Origin of the sequence: Cupriavidus plantarum, from assembly GCF_905397285.1 — a bacterium.
Taxonomy (GTDB): Bacteria; Pseudomonadota; Gammaproteobacteria; order Burkholderiales; family Burkholderiaceae; genus Cupriavidus; species Cupriavidus plantarum.
In genome coordinates, this window is sequence record NZ_CAJPUX010000004.1 from 495390 (window position 1) to 514297 (window position 18908).

General features: G+C 67.0%; 13 protein-coding genes. 11 read left to right on the plus strand and 2 right to left on the minus strand.

Annotated features, from left to right (window positions below):
• Positions 1-6: 6 nt before the first annotated feature.
• The 4 genes from KHP16_RS19875 (at position 7) to KHP16_RS19890 (ending at position 5627) form a co-directional block, all read left to right on the plus strand.
• On the plus strand, positions 7-966 hold the full coding sequence (locus tag KHP16_RS19875) for an amino acid--[acyl-carrier-protein] ligase (protein ID WP_121492739.1): 960 nt from the start codon (positions 7-9) through the stop codon (positions 964-966).
• Positions 967-1950 carry a DUF1839 family protein gene (locus tag KHP16_RS19880; RefSeq protein WP_115954953.1) on the plus strand — a complete coding sequence of 328 codons (984 nt, stop codon included), beginning with the start codon at positions 967-969 and terminating at the stop codon, positions 1948-1950.
• On the plus strand, positions 1947-4484 hold the full coding sequence (locus KHP16_RS19885; protein WP_211960951.1) for a glycoside hydrolase family 2 protein: 2538 nt from the start codon (positions 1947-1949) through the stop codon (positions 4482-4484). Before KHP16_RS19880 ends, KHP16_RS19885 begins: the two co-directional genes overlap by 4 nt.
• A 414-nt stretch (positions 4485-4898) precedes the next feature.
• On the plus strand, positions 4899-5627 hold the full coding sequence (locus KHP16_RS19890) for a Crp/Fnr family transcriptional regulator (protein ID WP_109584777.1): 729 nt from the start codon (positions 4899-4901) through the stop codon (positions 5625-5627).
• A gap of 35 nt (positions 5628-5662) precedes the next feature.
• On the opposite strand, the gene KHP16_RS19895 is transcribed toward KHP16_RS19890, so the two are convergent.
• Positions 5663-6697: a DUF1839 family protein gene (locus tag KHP16_RS19895; RefSeq protein WP_121492741.1), complete on the minus strand. Its 1035-nt coding sequence runs from the start codon at positions 6695-6697 to the stop codon at positions 5663-5665.
• Positions 6698-6969: 272 nt separating this feature from the next.
• Between KHP16_RS19895 and KHP16_RS19900 the strand changes: the two genes are divergently transcribed.
• The 3 genes from KHP16_RS19900 to KHP16_RS19910 all read left to right on the plus strand — a co-directional run bounded on the left by KHP16_RS19900 (position 6970) and on the right by KHP16_RS19910 (position 12906).
• Positions 6970-8505 carry a mannose-1-phosphate guanylyltransferase/mannose-6-phosphate isomerase gene (locus KHP16_RS19900; RefSeq protein WP_244835899.1) on the plus strand — a complete coding sequence of 512 codons (1536 nt, stop codon included), beginning with the start codon at positions 6970-6972 and terminating at the stop codon, positions 8503-8505.
• 32 nt (positions 8506-8537) lie between these two features.
• Complete coding sequence (locus KHP16_RS19905) at positions 8538-10913, plus strand: polysaccharide biosynthesis tyrosine autokinase (protein ID WP_179594656.1); 2376 nt, start codon at positions 8538-8540, stop codon at positions 10911-10913.
• 91 nt (positions 10914-11004) lie between these two features.
• Positions 11005-12906, plus strand: a complete 1902-nt coding sequence (locus KHP16_RS19910) for a serine aminopeptidase domain-containing protein (RefSeq protein ID WP_211960952.1) — start codon at positions 11005-11007, stop codon at positions 12904-12906.
• Between the two features lie 70 nt (positions 12907-12976).
• Here the strand turns inward: KHP16_RS19910 and KHP16_RS19915 are convergent, their stop codons facing one another.
• Entirely contained in the window at positions 12977-13885 is a 909-nt protein-coding gene (locus KHP16_RS19915; RefSeq protein WP_115954963.1) for a glycosyltransferase family 2 protein, read from the minus strand.
• A 190-nt stretch (positions 13886-14075) separates the two neighbouring features.
• Here KHP16_RS19915 and KHP16_RS19920 point away from each other — a divergent pair, with 190 nt between their 5' ends.
• The 4 genes from KHP16_RS19920 (at position 14076) to KHP16_RS19935 (ending at position 18888) form a co-directional block, all read left to right on the plus strand.
• Positions 14076-14696: an SCO family protein gene (locus KHP16_RS19920; protein WP_244835892.1), complete on the plus strand. Its 621-nt coding sequence runs from the start codon at positions 14076-14078 to the stop codon at positions 14694-14696.
• A gap of 81 nt (positions 14697-14777) precedes the next feature.
• Positions 14778-16712 carry an RICIN domain-containing protein gene (locus KHP16_RS19925; RefSeq protein ID WP_211960953.1) on the plus strand — a complete coding sequence of 645 codons (1935 nt, stop codon included), beginning with the start codon at positions 14778-14780 and terminating at the stop codon, positions 16710-16712.
• Positions 16712-17134, plus strand: coding sequence for a hypothetical protein (locus KHP16_RS19930; RefSeq protein ID WP_109584785.1), 423 nt, complete (start codon positions 16712-16714; stop codon positions 17132-17134). The genes KHP16_RS19925 and KHP16_RS19930 overlap by 1 nt, the downstream gene beginning before the upstream one ends.
• A gap of 83 nt (positions 17135-17217) precedes the next feature.
• The gene (locus KHP16_RS19935; protein WP_109584786.1) at positions 17218-18888 is read left to right on the plus strand and encodes a hypothetical protein; all 1671 of its coding nucleotides are present in this window, start codon (positions 17218-17220) and stop codon (positions 18886-18888) included.
• The last annotated feature ends 20 nt before the right edge of the window (positions 18889-18908 follow it).

The window sequence follows — 18908 nt, forward strand, 5'->3', positions numbered from 1 at the left end:
ACAGAGATGGATGTTCAAGCACTGACAGACGTGAAGCCGGTTGGTGGTGCCGGCGACGCGGCGCGGCCGGCCTTTCTGGACCGGTTGCTCGAAGCGGGCCTGTTGATCGAGTCCGGCGTGCCCGGCCTATACGGACGCAGCGCGGTGTTCGAGTCCATTGCTGACGGCCTGAACGCGGCGGTCACGCGCATTGGCGCTGACCAGCACGCCGAGGTGTTGCGCTTTCCGCCCGCCATGGGTCAGCGCGACTTCGAGACCAGCGAGTACCTCAAGAGCTTTCCGCAACTGGCGGGCACCGTGCACAGCTTCTGCGGCGACGATCGCGGCCATCATAGGTTGCTTGCGCGCCTGGAAGACAAGCAGGACTGGACCGATCAGCAGGAGCCGACCGGCGTGGTGCTGACGCCCGCGGCATGCTATCCGGTCTACCCCGTGATCGCGCGGCGCGGCCCGCTGCCGGCGGACGGCAAGGTCGTCGACGTGCTGTCGTACTGCTACCGGCACGAGCCGTCGCTCGAGCCGACGCGCATGCAGCTGTTCCGGATGCGCGAGTACGTCTGCCTCGGCACGCCCGAGCAGATCGTGGCGTTCCGTCACAAATGGATGGAGCGTGGACAGGCGCTCGGCCGCGCGCTCCAGCTGCCTGTGGAACTGGACATCGCCAACGATCCGTTCTTCGGACGCGGCGGCAAGATCGTTGCGGACAGCCAGCGCGAGCAGAAGCTCAAGTTCGAGCTGCTGATTCCCGTCAACGACGGCGCCGGACCGACGGCATGCATGAGCTTCAACTACCACATGGATCATTTCGGCGAGCTCTGGCACATCGCACTGCCAGACGGCGGCGTCGCGCATACCGGTTGCGTGGGGTTCGGCATCGAACGTCTCACGCTTGCATTGCTGCGTCACCATGGGCTCGACCTCTCGCGCTGGCCGCAACCGGTACGGGAAACGCTTGGAGGCGTTTGAATGTACGGAGACGGCAAGGTACGCACACGCGGCGGGACGCGGGCACTGTTCGGGGGGAACCCCGTGTGGTCGCACGTCAATCGCCATATCGACCTGTGGGTCGAGCTGCTGCACGGATGGAATTTCGAGCCCATCGCGGCCTTGCCATTCACCGTCACGCTCGACTTCGCAGGCGACCAGTTCGTGTCGTCGAATATCCCTTCGGCCGATCTCGAGCGCCTCTACGGCATCGTGCAGGACGAGCTCTCGACGTACGGATCGCTCGAAGCGCATGTCGCCGCGCAGACGAGCCGCGGCAACGCGGTGCTGCTCGAAGTGGACAACTATCAGCTGCCGCAGCCGCCGGGCGCCTATCGCCGCCAGCACGCGCGCTCCTGCATCGCGATCGACGTACTGGTGCCGGAAGCGAACGCGGTGGGCTATTACCACCACGACGGCTATCACACGGCCAGCGGCGACGACTACATGTCGATCTTCCGCCTGACCGGCACTGAAGCGACCTGGGGCACGACGGCGTTTCCGCATGCGGAGGTGGTTCGGCGGCGCTTCGACGCGCTGAATTCCGACGAGCTGGTGCGCGTCTCGCTGCAGCTGCTGCGAGATCACCTCGGGCGGCGTCCGAGGACGAATCCGATCGAGGCGTTCCGCGCCGCGTTTCCCGCGCATCTGGAGCGCCTGATGTCGTGCGGCGAACCCACGTTCCAGGCCTACGCCGCCAGCGTGCTGCGCCAGCTCGGCGCGAACTTCGAATTGCTGGGCAGCTATCTGCGCTGGCTCGTGATGAATGGCCAGACGCTGCCCGATACGGTGGCGGAAGCGTGCTACACGATGGCGTCGGAAGCCATGGTCATGCAGTTCCGCCTGATGCGCGCCGTCATCAGCCACAAGACCGACAGCTGCGAGGACTGCCTCGAGCAGCTCGAACTGGCCTACCGGGACACCGTCCCCGCGCTGGCCGCTTACTTCGGGGAGACTGTCTCATGACCGCGCGCGACCCTATGCTTGCCCTGCAGCGCCTGCTGCAGCCCGGCGTGGCAGTCGGGCCTTCGAAGCTCGAAGGCGATTGGACGTTCCTCGAGACATTCGCGAACGCCGTGGCCCATCCCGATGAACTGTCGGAGAGTGGAAACTGGCTGCCGGCGCAGGTGCCGGGCACGGTGGCGGGCGCGCTGCGCGCCGCCAACCGCTGGGACGATACGGCGCCACCGCCGCTGCATCGCCACGACTATTGGTATCGCCTCCAGTTCTCCGGGTCTGGAGGCCGTCTGTTGCGCTTCAACGGGCTGGCGACGATCGCCGAGGTCTGGCTCAACGGCGTGCAGGTACTGACGACGCGGCATATGTTCGTCGCGCATCAGGTCGAGGTGCAGCTGGAAGGCCCAGACAACGTGTTGCATATCTGCTTCCGCGCGCTCCATCCCTGGCTCCGTGGCCAGCGCAGCCCGGTACGGTGGAAGCCGCGCATGATCGTGCCGCCGACGCTGCGGGCGGTGCGCACGACGCTGCTGGGGCACATGCCCGGCTGGTGCCCGCCCGTGCATGCAGTGGGACCCTGGCGCGATATCGAGTTGCTCGACCCCGTCGGTACCGAACCCACGCGCGGCGTGCGCGCCGAGTTGTCGAGCCGGCTCGATGGCAACGACGGCATCGTGTCGCTGCGTCTCCATATCGCGGGCTTGACGCCGGCGCATGGCGCCTTTGCCGTCACCGGCCCCGATCATGCGATCTGGCATGGGGAACTGCAACGTGTCGCGCCGAACATGCTGGCCGGCGAAGTTCGTGTGCCCGCCGTGCAGCGGTGGTGGCCCCACACCCACGGCGAGCCCGCGCTGTATGGCATCGAGGCGAGCCTCGGCGGCAACGTGGTGTCCTGCGGCAATGTGGGCTTTCGCACCATCGCCGCGGATCGCGACGGCGGGGCGTTCGCGCTGCGCATCAATGGCGAACGCGTGTTCTGCCGCGGCGCCTGCGTGTCGACGCACGACCTCCCGGGCCTGGCCGATACCGACGAGGCGGTCGCGCGCTGGCTGCGCCTGGCGCGCGACGCGGGGGCGAACATGGTGCGCGTGAGCGGCGTGACCTGCTATCCCGGCGAAGCCTTCTATCGCCAGTGCGACGCGCTGGGCCTGCTTGTCTGGCAGGATTTCATGTTCGCGAACTTCGACTACGGTGAAGCGGGCGGCGCGAATGCGGGCTTGATGAACGACGTCACGCAGGAGGTGGCGCAGTGGCTCGCTTCAACACGCGCGCATGCCAGCCTCGCCGTGCTGTGCGGCGGCAGCGAGGCCGAACAGCAGGCCGCGATGATGGGCGCGCCGCGCGGCGACTGGCGCCAGCCGGTTTTCGATACGCTGATTCCCGCGCTTGTGGCCGAGCATCGCCCGGACGTGGTCTACGTGCGCAATTCGCCCAGCGAGGGCGCGTGGCCGTTCCAGCCGGATACCGGCGTGACGCATTACTACGGCGTCGGCGCCTATCAGCGTCCCCTCTCCGATGCGCGCCTGTCGGGCGTGCGGTTCGCCGCGGAATGCCTGGCATTCGCCAACGTACCGTGCGCCCGAACGCTGGCCGAGGCTGGCCTCACGCAGCCGGTGCACGACCCGCGCTGGAAGGCGCGTGTGCCGCGCGATGCGGGAGCGGCGTGGGATTTCGAGGATATTCGCGACCATTACCTGCGCGCGCTCTACGACGTGGATCCGCCGCGCCTGCGCTACGAGCAGCCCGCGCGCTACCTCATGCTGTCGCGCGCCGTGGTAGCGGAACTGATGACGGACGTGTTCGGCGAGTGGCGGCGGGCCGGATCTTCATGCGCCGGCGGGCTCGTGTGGCAACTGCAAGACCTGCTCCCCGGTGCGGGATGGGGCATCGTCGATGCGCGGGCGCGGCCGAAGTCGGCCTGGCATGCGTTGCGGCAGGTGTGGCAGCCGCTGCAGGTCATCCTGACGGATGAGGGGCTCAACGGGCTCCATATCCACGTCGTCAACGAGACCGCGGCGCCGAAGACGGTACGTCTGTCCCTGCGCTGCCTGCGCGACGGGGAAGCCGTGGCGGCAAAGGCGTCGCTCGACATCACGCTCGCGCCGCGTGAAACGCGGCAGTTGACCGCCGCGGCGCTGCTCGATCATTTCTTCGATTTCACCTACGCATACCGCTTCGGGCCGCCGGCGCACGACGTGGTGCTGGCCACGCTGCACGACAGCGCGGGCATGCTCCTCAGCCAATCGGCTTACCTGCCCGACCGCCGCGCGGCGGCGCTGCGCGAGCCTCAACTGCATGCGAGCGTCGCGCGGGAGGACGGCGAGTGGTGGCTCACAATCGGTACGCGCCGCTTCGCGCGGTGGGTCCATGTGGATGACCACGCGTATGTGCCCGAACATGACTGGTTCCACCTCGCGCCGGGCGAAACGCGGCGTGTCCGCCTGATGCATGATGCGGCTGCCGCGGGCGGTGCAAACGCCATCCCTTCGGGGGAGATCCACGCGCTCAACGCCGATTCGCCGATCTTCTACCAGGGTTGATCTCAACCTTCTCCACCTTTCCCGCCAGCCCTCGCCAGGGTTGGCGGAATGCCGCTCTGACCCCCCTCGCCGCGTTGTTGCCCCTCCTCCACGCGGATGTGCCCCGCACGCGTTGTCTCCGCCCTTTTCCTCCATACAACCTACCAAAGCATGATCGTCTGACCTATCCGTCTGCCTACTGTCAGTTCTGTGCGCCATGACACTTAATACAAGCACAGCAAGAACGAACCGGGCGAATCGCTTGGGACAGGGAAACACGGGTGGCAACGGCGGCAGATGCCGAGAGGTTGCCGGAAATTTCGTCAGTCATCGAGATACGGTGGAGCGGCGAGATCGGGTCATACATCGCACGACGCACGTACGTTGCGACAGGGCCGATATCGCTTCTTCCAGGGTTAATGGGAGATAGAAAAAATGATTACGCATCGGTCGGACCTGCATGTCAATCACCTGCTCAACGCACTCCCCCGCCACGAGTGGGAAACACTCTCGCGGCATTTCGAACTGGTTCGCCTGCGTGCGGGTGAACTGCTGACTGACTCGGGTCAACGTATCGTCCACGTCTATTTCCCGACGACCTCGGTGGTGTCGCTGCTTTCGCTACTCGAGGATGGCGCTACGGTGGAGTTCTCGGCCGTGGGCAACGAAGGCCTGGTCGGTATCCCCGTGGTGACCGGCGGCGACACGATGCCGAGCCGCGTGGAGGTCCGTAGCCCCGGTTTCGCGTATCGCATCCCGGCGCGCGTACTGCGTGCCGAACTGGCGCATCTGCCCACGCTGCAGCGTGTGACGCTACTGTATGTGCAGGCCGTGCTCACGCAGATCGCGCAGACCGCCGCCTGCAACCGCCACCACTCTCTCAACAAGCAGTTGTGCCGCTGGCTGCTGCTGGCGATCGACCGCATGAGTTCCAACGAACTGGTGATCACGCAGCAGGTCATCGCGAACATGCTGGGGGTGCGCCGCGAGGGCGTGACGGAAGCCGCTGGCAAGCTCGAGGACCTGGGTCTGATCCACCATAGCCGCGGTCACATCACCGTGCTGGATCGCTGCGGGCTCGAGCGGCATTCCTGCGAGTGCTACAAGCTGGTCAAGCGCGAGTACGATCGCCTGTTGCCCGCGCTGGCTGGGGTGCATGCCTGATCGACAGCGCGGCGGCGCGGCGGCGACGCCGCGCGTCACGCATGCGCGGTGCTGGCGCGGCCGAACGAGTTCAGGAGTCCCTGCGTGACATGCGTGTAGGCGCTCTCGAGCGTATCCAGGCATTCACCGCACGCGTCGGCGCGGCCTCTCGCGACGGCGCGCGCCAGGCGGAACTGGAGCACCTTGCACTCGGTCGCCATCGACGCCGCGCTGGCGATGATCGACGGCGGCACGCGATAGCCATGTTCCCCGAGCCATGTCAGGCCATGCGAAAGCATTTCGAAGTTGGCGCCAAGCTGCCGCGGCAGATTGAATCCGTAATGATGAAAATACGCATCGCCGCGCGCGAGTGCCGTGCGCACATGGGCGTCGAAGACCTCGCGCCAGCGCGTCACGGGGTTGACGTCGGGCAGGCGGTCCAGATGCATGCGCATCTGCGCCGCCGCGGCATTCGACAACGCACGGCCCTCCAGCGGCGCCCGCACGCGCTTGACGCATTCGGCGTAGGGAAACAGCAGCAGCGCGTTGTCGCGCAGTTCCGGTTCCAGGCGCAGCAGGCCGCGATAATCGTCGCCTTCGACGGTGTAGCGGCCGACGTTGTGGAAGTAGGTAAGACGTTGCAGCGCGGGATCGATGGACTCCACCGCGATGGTCGTCTTCACATGACCGCGGCGATATGCGGTGGCGCGCGTGTCTGGCAGATAGTAGCTGTCGACTTCGACCAGCACGGCATGCCCGCGTCCGACCTGTTCGGCGACATGCGCCTCCAGCGTGTCGTAGATCGCCATCTCCTGCACGACGGTGCCGTACAGCTGTTCGAGGTCGGCGGAGGGGTACTTGAAGAAGGTGAAGTGGTCGCCTTCGAAGTCCTGCGTGACGGTGAACGCGAGCGCGGCGCGCGGATCGAGGCGCCAGCGGTAAAGCAGCTCGATCCACAGGTCCATGTAGCAATTGGTCTCCTGCCAGACGGCGTCTTCGCCGTGCAGATTGCCGGGGCGCGGGATGTCTTGCTGCCCGTCGGTGCCTGCGCACTCGAGGACCGTGTCCACCATGTCGATACCAGGCTCCATCTTCTCTCTCCGGAACGTTCGAAACAGCGGGTGTCATTGCAGCATCGGCGCGCGCGCGCATCTGTTCGCTCTCTAACCCAGTCGGCCCGGAAAATGCGCGCCGCGCGCCGCCGGGCAGCGTGTGCGGAATCGAACAGATACTGCGCAGCGCACGTTTCACACTGCCCTGCATCGCCCGGCCCTCGTGCCGGAATTGCTTTCGTACCCATTTCTGCGTGCCCGCGGGAGGCATCATGAGTGATCGGATTGAGGACGGCATCGCGCCGACGGGCATCACCTCCACTCTCGCCGGTGAGGCACAGCTGGAGGCTCCCTTGCGCGCCGCCGTGCAGCCGGTGATCCTCGCCGGTGGATCGGGTACGCGGTTGTGGCCGCTCTCGCGCGAGAAGCATCCGAAGCAGCTGCTGAACCTCGTCGCCGACGACACGCTGCTGGAAGCCACCGCCATGCGACTGGAAGGCGTGGCCGCGCGCACGGGCCGGCCCGCCGCGCTCGATGCCGCGCCGATCGTGGTCTGCGGCGAGGAACATCGCTTCATGGTGAGCGACATGCTGAAGCGGCAGGGCAAGCGTGCGCGCGTGGTATCGGAGCCCTGCGGTCGCAACACCGCGCCCGCGCTGACCGTGGCCGCCCTGCATGCGCTGATGGCGGCTGGAGACCATGGAGACCATGGCGATCATAGCGACGCGGTGCTGGTCGCCACGCCGGCCGATCACTGCGTGACCGACACCGAGGCATTCCGCAACGCCATCGCGAACGCCGTGCGGCACGCGGAGGCGGGCGCCATCGTCACGCTGGGTGCGCGTCCCACTGCGCCCGAGACCGGCTTCGGTTATATCCATGCTGGCGCGGCGGTATCGCCGGACGCCTTCCTGATCGACGGCTTCGTCGAGAAACCGCATCTGGAGCTTGCCCAACATTACGTCGCCTCCGGCGAATACTGGTGGAACTGCGGCATCTTCGTCGTCCGTGCGTCGGTCTGGCTCAAGGCTGTCAGCCAGTTGCAGCCGCAGATGTACCTGCAATGCCGCGCCGCATGCGAGCAGGCGACTGAAGGGGGGGCCGCGCAAGGTGGCGTGTACCAGCTCCACCGCGAAGCGTTCGAAGCCTGCCCGTCCGATTCGATCGACTACGCCGTGATGGAAAAGCTTGACGCGCTGCCCGGCATTCCGGGCATGCTCGTGCCGCTCGATGCGGGTTGGTCCGATGTCGGCTCGTGGGCGGCCATCTGGGATATCGCGACCAAGGATGACGCGGGTAACGCGGGCCGCGGCCGCGTGTTGTTCGACGGCGCCACGTCGTGCCTGGCGCATTCGGAAGGGCGCCTGATCGCGTGCGTCGGCGTGCAGGATGTCGTCGTCGTGGAAACCGCCGATGCGGTCCTGGTGGTCGACAAGCGCCACGTACAGGACGTCAAGAACGTGGTGCAGCGCCTGCGCACACAGCACGGCGCGGAGATCGTCAACCATCGCAAGGTGCGCCGCCCGTGGGGCTGCTACGACTCGATCGACCATGGCGACCGCTTTCAGGTCAAGCGCATCGTCGTCGATCCGGGCGCCAGCCTCTCGCTGCAGATGCACTACCACCGCGCCGAGCACTGGGTCGTGGTGCGCGGCACCGCGCGCGTGACGTGCGGCGACACGGTGAGCCTCCTTTCGGAAAACCAGTCCACATACATCCCGATCGGCACGCTGCATCGGCTCGAGAATCCGGGCAAGACGCCGCTCGAGATCATCGAGGTGCAGTCGGGCGCCTACCTCGAGGAAGACGACATCGTGCGATTCGAAGACAACTACGGGCGCAAGTAGCCACGACGCCAGGAGAGCATCACGTGAATACCATGTCATTTGCCGGCGCCATGCCGGCACCGGGGGAAACGGCACGCAAACGGGCCGTGCACGTGCGAGCGTGGATGGACCATGCGGGATGGATCATCGCGGCGGGCGCCGTGGGCGCGATGATCGCGGGCGTGGCGGCCGTTTCGCGGCCGTATGTCTATCGCGCTCATACGCTCATCCAGATTCATCAGAACGACACCGAGGCCACGGGCGCGAAGCGCGCCACCCCGTTCGATGCGGGCATGCTGCGCAGCCGCACGGTGGTGGGTCCGGTCGTCGAACGCCTGCGCCTCGACGTCTCGGTCGAACCGCTGCGCGCGCCATTGATCGGCGGCGTAGCCGCGCACCTCGCCGAGCCGGGCACCCTGCACGGTCCGTGGCCCGAGAGCCTTGGATATGCGTGGGGCGGCGAACGGCTGGAAGTCCGCACGCTCGACGTGCCGCCCTCGATGGTGGACAAGCCGCTGGTGCTGCAGGTGCTGCCAACGAACACGTATCGTGTATGGCGCGACGACAAGCCGTTGCTCGAAGGCAACGTCGGGGAACGCGTGCAGGCGAGCGGCGTGACATTCCAGGTGGATCGCATCGATGCGCGTCCCGGCACCCGATTCGTGGTGACGCGCCACGATACGGCGCAGACCATCGATACGATCGCGCGCGACCTGCGCATCGATAGCGATAGCAGCGACTTGAGCACGGTTCGCATCGCCTGGGAGAACCCAAGCCGCACCGCCGTGGCGCCGCTCGTGAATGGCATCGCGGAATCCTACATCGCCGAACAGGCCGGCCTGCGCCGCGAGGAAGGCGCGGCGGCCATCGCCTACCTGACCGGCGAACTACCACGCGTGCAGGCGGAACTCGAACGTGCCGAGGCGGCGCTGACGCGGTACCGGGCGAAGGAAGGCACGATCCAGCCGAGCCAGGACGCGCAGTCGTACCTCAACGGCAGCATGGACTATCAGCGTCAGATCGCGCAACTCAAGCTCGAGCGTACCAAGGCGCTGCAGCGCTTCACCGAGGAATCCAACGAGGTGAAGACCATCGACAACCAGATCCAGCAGCTGGCGCGCGAGCGGCGCGACATGGACTCCCGGCTGCAGAACCTGTCGGTCACCGAGCGCAAGTCCGTCGCGCTGACGCGTGACGTCAAGGTAGCCGAGGATACGTACCTTGGCCTTCGCAACCGCCTCGAACAGCTGACGCTGGCGAGCATGGATCGCGCGAAGTCCACGCGCGTGGTCGATGCCGCGCTGATGCCGGCCTCGCCCGTCGGGATGAGCACGGGCCTGCTGACGGCCGGCGGCGGGTTGCTGGGCGTCTTCCTCGCCATGGGGCTCGTGTCGTTCCGTCAGCGGATCAAGCCCGTCGTCGCGAACCTGAACGATGCGGAAGCGAGCCTCGGCCTGCCGATGCTCGGCGATATCTGCTACAGCCGCGAGCAGGTGGAACTGGAGCGCCTGCTGGCCTCGTGCACGCGCACGCACTGGTATCCGGACGGTACGCGGCTCGCCCAGCTTGCCGCGCCGCCGCCGGGGCGAGACGTCGTGGACGCACTGCTGTACGACGACGATGACGACGAGCACGATGCGCTGCCGGGCATGGTGCTGCACGACCACTTCCTCCTCGCGCGCAATGCGCCGCATTCCATGGCGGTGGAGGGCCTGCGCAACGTCCGAGCCGCGCTGCACTTCACGATGCTGGCCACCGGCAGCAAATCGGATGCGCCCCGCGCCAACGTGATTGCGGTGACGAGCCCTACGGCGGGCGCGGGCAAGACCTTCGTGTCAGTCAATCTGGCCGTGCTTTTCGCCGAGGCGGGCAAGCGCGTGCTGCTCATCGACGCGGACCTCCGGCGTGGCCGCGTGGCAAGCTGGTTCGACCAGCATCCGGAACCCGGCCTGTCCGAAGTGCTGGCCGGACGCGTGGACCTGTCCGATGCCGTGCGGCCCACCATCGTCAGCGGCCTGTCCGTGCTGTCCGCCGGTGCGGCGCCAACGAATCCTTCGGAACTGCTGATGCAGCCGTCCTTCGTTGAATGTCTCGACAGGTGCGCCGCGCGGTTCGACCTTGTGATGATCGACACCACGCCGGTACTGGCTGTCGCCGATGCAGCGCTCGTCGCCAATCTGGCGGGGTCCACGCTCCTCGTGCTGCGCGCGGAGTCCACGCTGCCCTCGCAGGCGGAGGAGACCCTCAAGCGCCTCGCGCGTGCCGATGCCCACATGCTCGGCGGAATTCTGAACGGTGTAACGCCCAAGCGCAGCAACCGCGCCGAGTTCGGCACCATGAATCCGTATCTCGGCATGCCGCTGATCGGCAGCACGGCTCAACCCAGGCGTCTCGGCCATGCCGCCGCCGAAGAAGAAAACAGTCACTGACACCCAGGATCCGGCGAGCGTGCCTGTTTCTGCGTACACCTTGGCGCGTACGCATCGCCGGGGCTGCTAAGCAGCCGAACTAGGGGATTCGATGCAACGAGTCATATTTGACGGCTGTGCGGGATGGCTGCACGCCGGTACGGGGCCCCTCGGCACGAGGGATACGGGGGTGGTGTTGTGCGCGCCCCTGGGTCATGAAGCGATGTGGGCGCACCGGGCATGGCGTCACCTCGCCGACCAGTTGGCTGCCGCGGGGATCCCGGTGCTGCGCTTCGACTATGCCGGCACGGGCGATTCGTCCGGTCCGTCCGGTCCGTCCGGTCCGTCCGGTTCCTCCGATCGCGGCGCGGGATCCGGCGAGCCGGGCTTCATCGCGCGCGCCGTCGCCGACATCGCGGCAGGCGCGGCGCTGCTGCGCGGGCAGAGCGGTGTAACGCACGTCGTGCTATGCGGCCTGCGCCTCGGCGCATCGCTGGCCGCACTCGCGGCGGAGCGCGTGGGCGCGTCCGGCGTCGCGATGCTGTCCCCCGTGGCCGATGGCCGCGCCTATCTGCGCGAACTGCGGGCCCTGCATGCCGGCTGGCGCAACAGCGCGATTCCCGAACTGCAGCCGCCCCCTGCACCCGCTGGCGATATGGATGTGTTGAGCTTCCGCTTGCCCGCCGCCACAGTACAGGCGATCCAGGCGGTGCGGCTCGATACGCTGGACAGGACGCCCGCGCCGCGCGTACTGCTGCTCGACGCGGGACCCGAGCACGTATCGCCCGCCCCCGCGCTCGCTGCGCAGTTCCGCGCGCACGGCGCGCAGGTGCGGCTCGACGGATTCGACGAGTACCCGATGATGATGCGTTCGTCCGAGTTCGCCGATGTGCCCGCGCGCGCGTGGTCGGCGGTGGTCGCCTGGGTCACGGAGCTATCGAGGCTCCGCATGGTCACCACCGAAGATCCGGTGCCGCCGCCACCGGATACGCTTGTGGCGGACGGCGTGGTCGAGCAGCCCATGCGGCTCGCCAACGGGCGTCTGTTCGGCATCCTGTGCGCACCCGAGCGCGCGCCGGCCGACATCGTCGTCGTCTTCCCGAATACCGGCGGTAACCATCACGTCGGCGATGGCCGCATCTTCGTGGAGTTGTCGCGCCGCCTCGCGCGCCATGGCGTCGCGGCCCTGCGGCTGGACGTGTCGCTGCTCGGCGACAGCGTGTGCGCCGCGCGGACGATGAATCTGTCCACGATCTACTCGCGCATCGCGCGTCACGACGTGAGCCTGGCCGTCGACGGCATGCGCGCGCAGGGATACCGCCACATCGTGCTGGCCGGTGTGTGCTCGGGCGCGTTTCTGAGCCTGCACGCGGCGCTCGCCAATCCGAACGTCACCGGGCTTGTGCTCGCGAATCTCGTGAAGTTTCGCTGGGACGCCGCCGACGACACCGAGGCCTCGGACGATCTGCGCTCGGCGCGCGTGTATCTGGCGGCGGCGTGCAAATGGGAGAACTGGCGCCGGCTGCTGAGCGGGCGACTCGGCGTCGGGCGCATCCTCAGCGCGACCCTGCGCCGCATTCGCCATCGCGCGCGCGCGGCCGGTGCCGGCGCCAATACCCCGGAGGGGGGCGAGTCCGCGGTGTCCGAATTCGCGTGCGGCGCCGTGCGCGAACTGGACCGGCGCGGCGTGCGGACCGACTTCGTCTATGGCTGCAGCGACGTGGGCCTGCGAGAATTGCGGCTGGGCTTCGGCAGGCAGCTCGAAGCAATCGAATCGCTGCCGTCCGTCGATGTCCGCATCCTGCCGATGCTCGATCACTCGTTGTTCCTCGTGGCGAGCCGCGAGGCGTTTGCCGAGCAGTTGCTGGCACACGTGGCACGCGTGCGCGAGTCGCTCGCGCGCCAGATGGTACGCGTCGATCGCGCGGCCGCTCGGAGCACCGTACGGCCCCCCCGGCCCGTGCGTGCCCCCGCGCGCACGGCACAGAACCCCGTGGCCAGGCAGAAAAGCTGAAGGTCGCGCCGACCATCGTGTCGGCGCGACCTTCGGCTATCGATCATCGACTGCGGATCCTGCGAGATCGTCAGAGTTCGGCACTTCGCTCGGGACGGCACTGGCCCGACAGCAGCTCGCGCAGGCCGATCAGATTTCCAGCAAGCCGGCCACGGCGATCGATATGCGCTTCGGGAAAGAGCGCCTTGCCGCCATTGGCGAGCAGCGCGCGGCACGTGTTGAGGATTGCCTCGCGCGCCGATAACGCGCCCTTCTGATACAGGTACCAGGCATTGACGATCTGGGAAAAGCCGAGCCGCTTGCCCGACGTCCGGCCGCCCGAGCGCAGGCCGAGATGCACGCCGCGCGCGGCATGCACTTCGAGCAACTGGCCGCGCCGCGCGACGGCGCGCGAGAAGTCCATGTCCTCGAGCCACCCGTACAGCACGAGGCGCTCGTCGAAGCGCAGATCCGCGATCGCGGCGCAGCGATAGGCCATGTTGCAGCCGTACAGTTTGCCGACCGGTACCAGCCCTCCGGCAGGCGCGTGCGCGGCATCGTCGGCCAGCAACGCGGCGGCCTGATTCCAGTCGAGCGCATCGCCGTTGGCACCATCGCGTATCACGGCGCCCGTCATGCCGACGGCATTGGGGCGCGCGTCGAGTCCTTCCGCGCAGCGTTCGAGCCAGTCGGATGCGGGAACGAAGTCGTCATCCAGGAACACCACGATGTCGCTCGCGTGCAGTACGCGATCCAGGCCGCGATTGCGTTGCGCGGGGAGGCCTGCGGGCCCGAAGACATACTCGATCGGCAACGTCGTGTCGAATGACATCTCCACGTCATCGTGCGAGGTCGCCGAGACGATGACGATCGCCGGTGCGAGTGTCTGCGTCTCGAGCAGTCGCAACACGTGCGAGAGCGCTTCTCTACGTCCTTTCGTGGCAAGCACGACGGCGATGCGGTGCGCGTGCGCCGCGCCTGGTGTCGGATGCGGGTTCACGTTTTCTCCCTGAATTCTTCGCGTTGTTGGGGTATCGATGCCAACTATGAGAACAGTGGTTCGCCGTCATCGGTCTGTTTGACCACCTATCCGGATGGTGACAGAGAGCGGCCTCACCCCGAAAACGAACTTTGTGCGGAAGCGCACGGATGAACGCGCCGTCGGACTCGCAAGATGACGCGATCATCCGGTGCTGCATGCACTGGCATTTCGAGGTTGGAGCGTTTCGATGAGCTGGACCCGCCGTGCATGGTTGCGCAGCATTTCAGTCACTGCCCTTGCCGTCGCTGCGCGCGACCTCGCGGCGCATATCGGTACAGGGCCGGTGGACCCATTGGTCGCCGCGCCAGACATCTGGGTGCTCGACAGCACCGGCCAGCGCCGCAGGCTGCCCGAGCTGCTTCGCGGCAAGGCCACGGCCGTGCAAACCATGTTCACCGGCTGCAGTTCGGTCTGTCCGCTGCAGGGCGCGATGTTCGGCGCCGTGCAGGAGGGTCTCGACCGCAATAGCGGTCGCCGCCCCAAGCGGCTGCTCTCGCTAAGCATCGACCCGCTCGGCGATACGCCTCAATCGATGCAGGAATGGCTACGCAAGATGAACGCCGGGCCCAAATGGGCTGGCGCGATTCCCGTCAGCGATGCGCGCGATGTGCGCAGCGCGCTGGCCGGCAGCCCGCCGGACGCCAACCTCGATCGCCACACCACACAGGTCTATTTTTTTAACGCGGCGGCTCAGCTGTGCTGGCGTAGTCCGTCGCTGCCGGAACCCGCGGACGTGATCAACGTCCTCGATCATTTGGCGAACACATAACGGCACACGCGGACACACCCAGACCCACGCAGACACCAAAACCATAACGTGCTAATCCGGTTCACTTCAGGGGAACCCATCATGAATCATCACACTCGCAACTGGTCGCCCCTTGCATGGCTGCCCAGATGGATCGGCGCGTGCATCGCGCTGTTTTTGTTGTGCGCCGCGCCCGCGCATGCACAATCGGCCCCCGTGCCCATCAAGCTCAGCGGCACCAACTTATGCCTCGACATTTCGGGTGGCGTCGTCGACAACGACGCGCCCGCCATCATCTGGACCTGCCATGGCGATGCCAACCAGCAATGGATCCTGACGAGCTTCGGTACGCAGTACCAGCTCGCGGCTTCGCATAGCAACAAGTGCCTCGACATTCAGTACGCAAGCACGGCGGACAACGCGCCCGCGCTGCAATGGACCTGCAGCGGCACGACGAATCAGCGTTACACGCTGCGCGCGCAGAACGGCGGCTACGCGATCGTGGCGGCGCACAGCGGCAAATGCCTGGCGCCGAACTCGGCGGCCGATGGACAGGCCGTGTTGCAGAAAACCTGCACGGGCGCCGTCGCGCAGACATGGAACGTCACGATCCAGCAGGTGACCGTGCTGCCGTCGAAGTGGACGTCGCCGATCACGCTGCCGCTCGTGCCCGCTGCCGCCGCGAACCTGCCTAACGGCCGCGTGCTCGTATGGTCCGCTTACGATCGCTTCAACTTTGGCGGCGACGCGGGCCAGACCTATACCGCGATCTTCAATCCGGCGAACAACTCGTCGACCGAAAAGCTGGTGACGAACACGCAGCACGACATGTTCTGCCCGGGCACCGCCAACCTGCCCGATGGGCGGATCCTGGTCAATGGGGGCAGCAGCGATGCCAAGACCAGCATCTACAACCCCAGCACCAACGCATGGACCACCGCGGCCCAGATGGTTCGGGGCCGGGGCTACCAGGGCGCCGCGACGCTGAGCAATGGCGGTGTGTTCACGATCGGCGGTTCGTGGAGCGGCAACATCGGCGACAAGGACGGCGAGACGTGGACCTCGGCCACGGGATGGCGGTTGAACAGCGCGGTGTGGGACGACTACATCCTCACCGGCGACGCAGGCGGCATCTACCGCTCCGACAACCATGCTTGGCTGTTCGCGGTGTCCAACGGCCGCGTGTTCCATGCCGGTCCGAGCAAGCAGATGAACTGGATCGATACTGCCGGCAATGGCGGCGTGACATCGGCCGGTACGCGCGCGGCCGATGGGGATGCGATGAACGGTAATGCGGTGCTGTACGACATCGGCCGCATCTTCACGGTCGGCGGCGCGCCCGATTACGAGAACTCGAACGCCACCGCGAACGCGCATGTGATCGACATCCGGACCACCACGCCGACGGTGCGCAAGGTGGCCTCGATGGCGTACGCACGGGCCTTCCACAACAGCGTGGTGCTGCCCAACGGGCAGATCGTCGTGATCGGCGGACAGGCATGGCCGGTGACGTTCAGCGACGACGGCGCGGTGCTGGTGCCCGAGCTGTGGGATCCGGCAACCGAGAAGTTCTCGCGCCTCGCCTCCATGGCCACGCCGCGCACGTATCACAGCGTGGCGCTGCTGCTGCCCGATGGCCGCGTGCTCAGCGGTGGCGGGGGCCTGTGCGGCAGCTGCGCGACCAACCACCCGAACGTCGAGATCCTGACGCCGCCCTACCTGCTCAATGCGAATGGCACCGCGGCGACGCGGCCCACCATCACGGCGGCGCCGGCGGATGCGTATCTTGGTACGACGATCGCCGTGACCGCCACGACGGGCATGCAGAAGTTCTCGCTCGTGCGGATGTCTTCGGTCACGCACTCGGTCAACAACGAGCAGCGCCGCATTCCGCTGAACTTCACGGTCGGCACAAGCGGCGAGTACCAGCTGCAGATTCCGGCCGATCCCGGCATCGCGGTGCCCGGCTACTACATGCTGTTCGCGATGAACGCCGCCGGGGTGCCTAGCGTGGCGTCGATCGTGCGCGTGCGTTGATGCGCGCCAGCGCCCGGCTGCGCAGGCTGGCATGGCTGATGGCCGCCGCCAGCCTGTGGGTACAGGCCGAAGCGGCCGTCGATGCCGAACAGGGCCGGCGCATCTTCACGGGCGATGCGCCGGTCGCCGCGCACATGCGCGGCGAGACGCGCGCGCTGCCCGCGGCGGCGGTGCGCTGCATCAACTGTCATATGCCGTCACGCGGTGCCGAACCCCTCGGCCCGCGGCTGACCGCCGACTACCTGCTCACGCTGACCCCGCGCCGCGGCGGCCCGCCGACCGCTTATGACCGCAACGGCTTCTGCCAGGCGCTCTCCAGTAGCGTCGACGTGGGCGGTGTGCTGCTGGCCAAGGCCATGCCGCAATACCAGCTCACCGACGCCGACTGCACGGCGCTCTGGTCGTTCCTGCTGACTCAGTGACGCGATCACGCGATCACGCGATTACGCAGTCGCGCCGCATCGCCCAGGCCCATGCCATCACAATCGCTACAAGGACACATGACATGCCCAGTCTTCGCAGAAGCTTCCTCGCCCGTATCGGGCTGATCGGCGGCACGGGAGCCGTGCTCGCGGCAACGGGCGCGTCGCGCAACGCGCTCGCGCGCCCCGGTGACGATGGCCCAGCCGAACGGGTGGTCTCCGTGGCCGAGTTCTCCGGGCTGGACCCGACCGGCCGTTCGCCGTCGGACGGCGCCTTCGCCAGCGCCATGCGCAATATGGCGTCGCAGGTGCGCACGTCCGCATTTGGCGAGAACCCAAACCTCATCGGCGGCAAGCGCATCGTGCTGCCGCCCGGCACCTACCGGTTGACGCGTCCCGGGGCGCTCTTCGACTCCTCGTTGCTCTCGGGCCGCACGCAGGGCCTTGTGATCGAAGGCGATGGCCCGCCCGGATCGGTGGTGATCCTTTATGAGCCTCGCGGCGCGGGCGCGCTCGTCCGCAACCAGGACAAGGCGCTCGTCGTGCGGTTCCGCAATCTGCAGTTCCATGGCAAGGCGCCCAACAACGACCTCATCGACAGCGTGAGCGCGGGCGGGGCGCAGGACTATGCATTCGACGACTGCATCTTTACGGGTGACTGGCGCTATGGCGCGAACCTCACGGGCGAGAACTGCAACAGCGAATGGAAGTTCTGGCGCTGCGCCTGGGCGGGAAACTGGAAATCGTTCCTCTTCGTTGGCAAGGACAACACTTCCGACCAGTTCCTCAACTACTGGTTCGATCATTGCAAGTACTGGTCCTCGAGCAACTGGATCGACATGCAGCGCGGCGGCAACGTGAAGCTGACCGACTGCGACGTCAGCGGCTTCGAGCCGACCAGCCAGACTTACCTGTTCAACCTGCGCGGCAACAACCATGCGCTCGGCGTGTGTTCGTTCAAGGCCGAAGGGCTGCGCGTCGAGCAGAAGACGAAGAACGCCGGGATTATCTACAGCGAGTGGGAGCAGGGCAATATCGGCTTCAAGGACTGCGATTTCGGCTCGCAGGTGTACCAGCCGTTCTCCGCTGGCGTGATCTCCGCGGTGTTCTCGCCCGGCAATACCGCGGGCGCGCAGGTGGTGTTCGACAATTGCGCCATCATGGGCAAGCACCAGTACAACGCGGGCCAGGGGCCGGCGGGGCAGGGCCGCGCGGTCTATCGCAATTGCGATTTCCTCAATTACAAGCATCCGGATGAAGCCGTGCTGTTCACGGAGGCGGGCAACCAGCTCGGCCGCCGGCGCGTGGTGACGATGGAAGGCTGCCGCGGCGACTCGTCCGGCGGCGTCTTCGCCGACGCGGAGATCGGCTGGCACGTGGCGGCGTCCGCCACGGTCCGCACCAAGGTCGTCTCGTTCAAGAATGCGTTCGGCAGGCTGCCGTCGGCGGCCGACGGCGCCCAGACCGTTGTGCTGCCGCTCAACGCGATCGTCACGCGCGTGATCCTCGATGTACCGCCCGGCGCCGCATCGTCGTCGGGGGCGGGCGTCTACACGATCCAGAGCGGCGAAACCAAGCCGACGGTCCTTGCGACGCTGCGCATGCAGTCGCTCTCGGCCGGCGGCCTGACGGACCAGCGCACGGTCTTCCGCTGCACCACGCGGCAGCACTGCACGCTGAGCCTGGTGGCGGGCGCCGGCACCGATCAATCGCCGGGCGGCGGCGCGGTCGCGCTTGTGGAATATATCGGCTGAACAACGGCCGATCTCGCTGC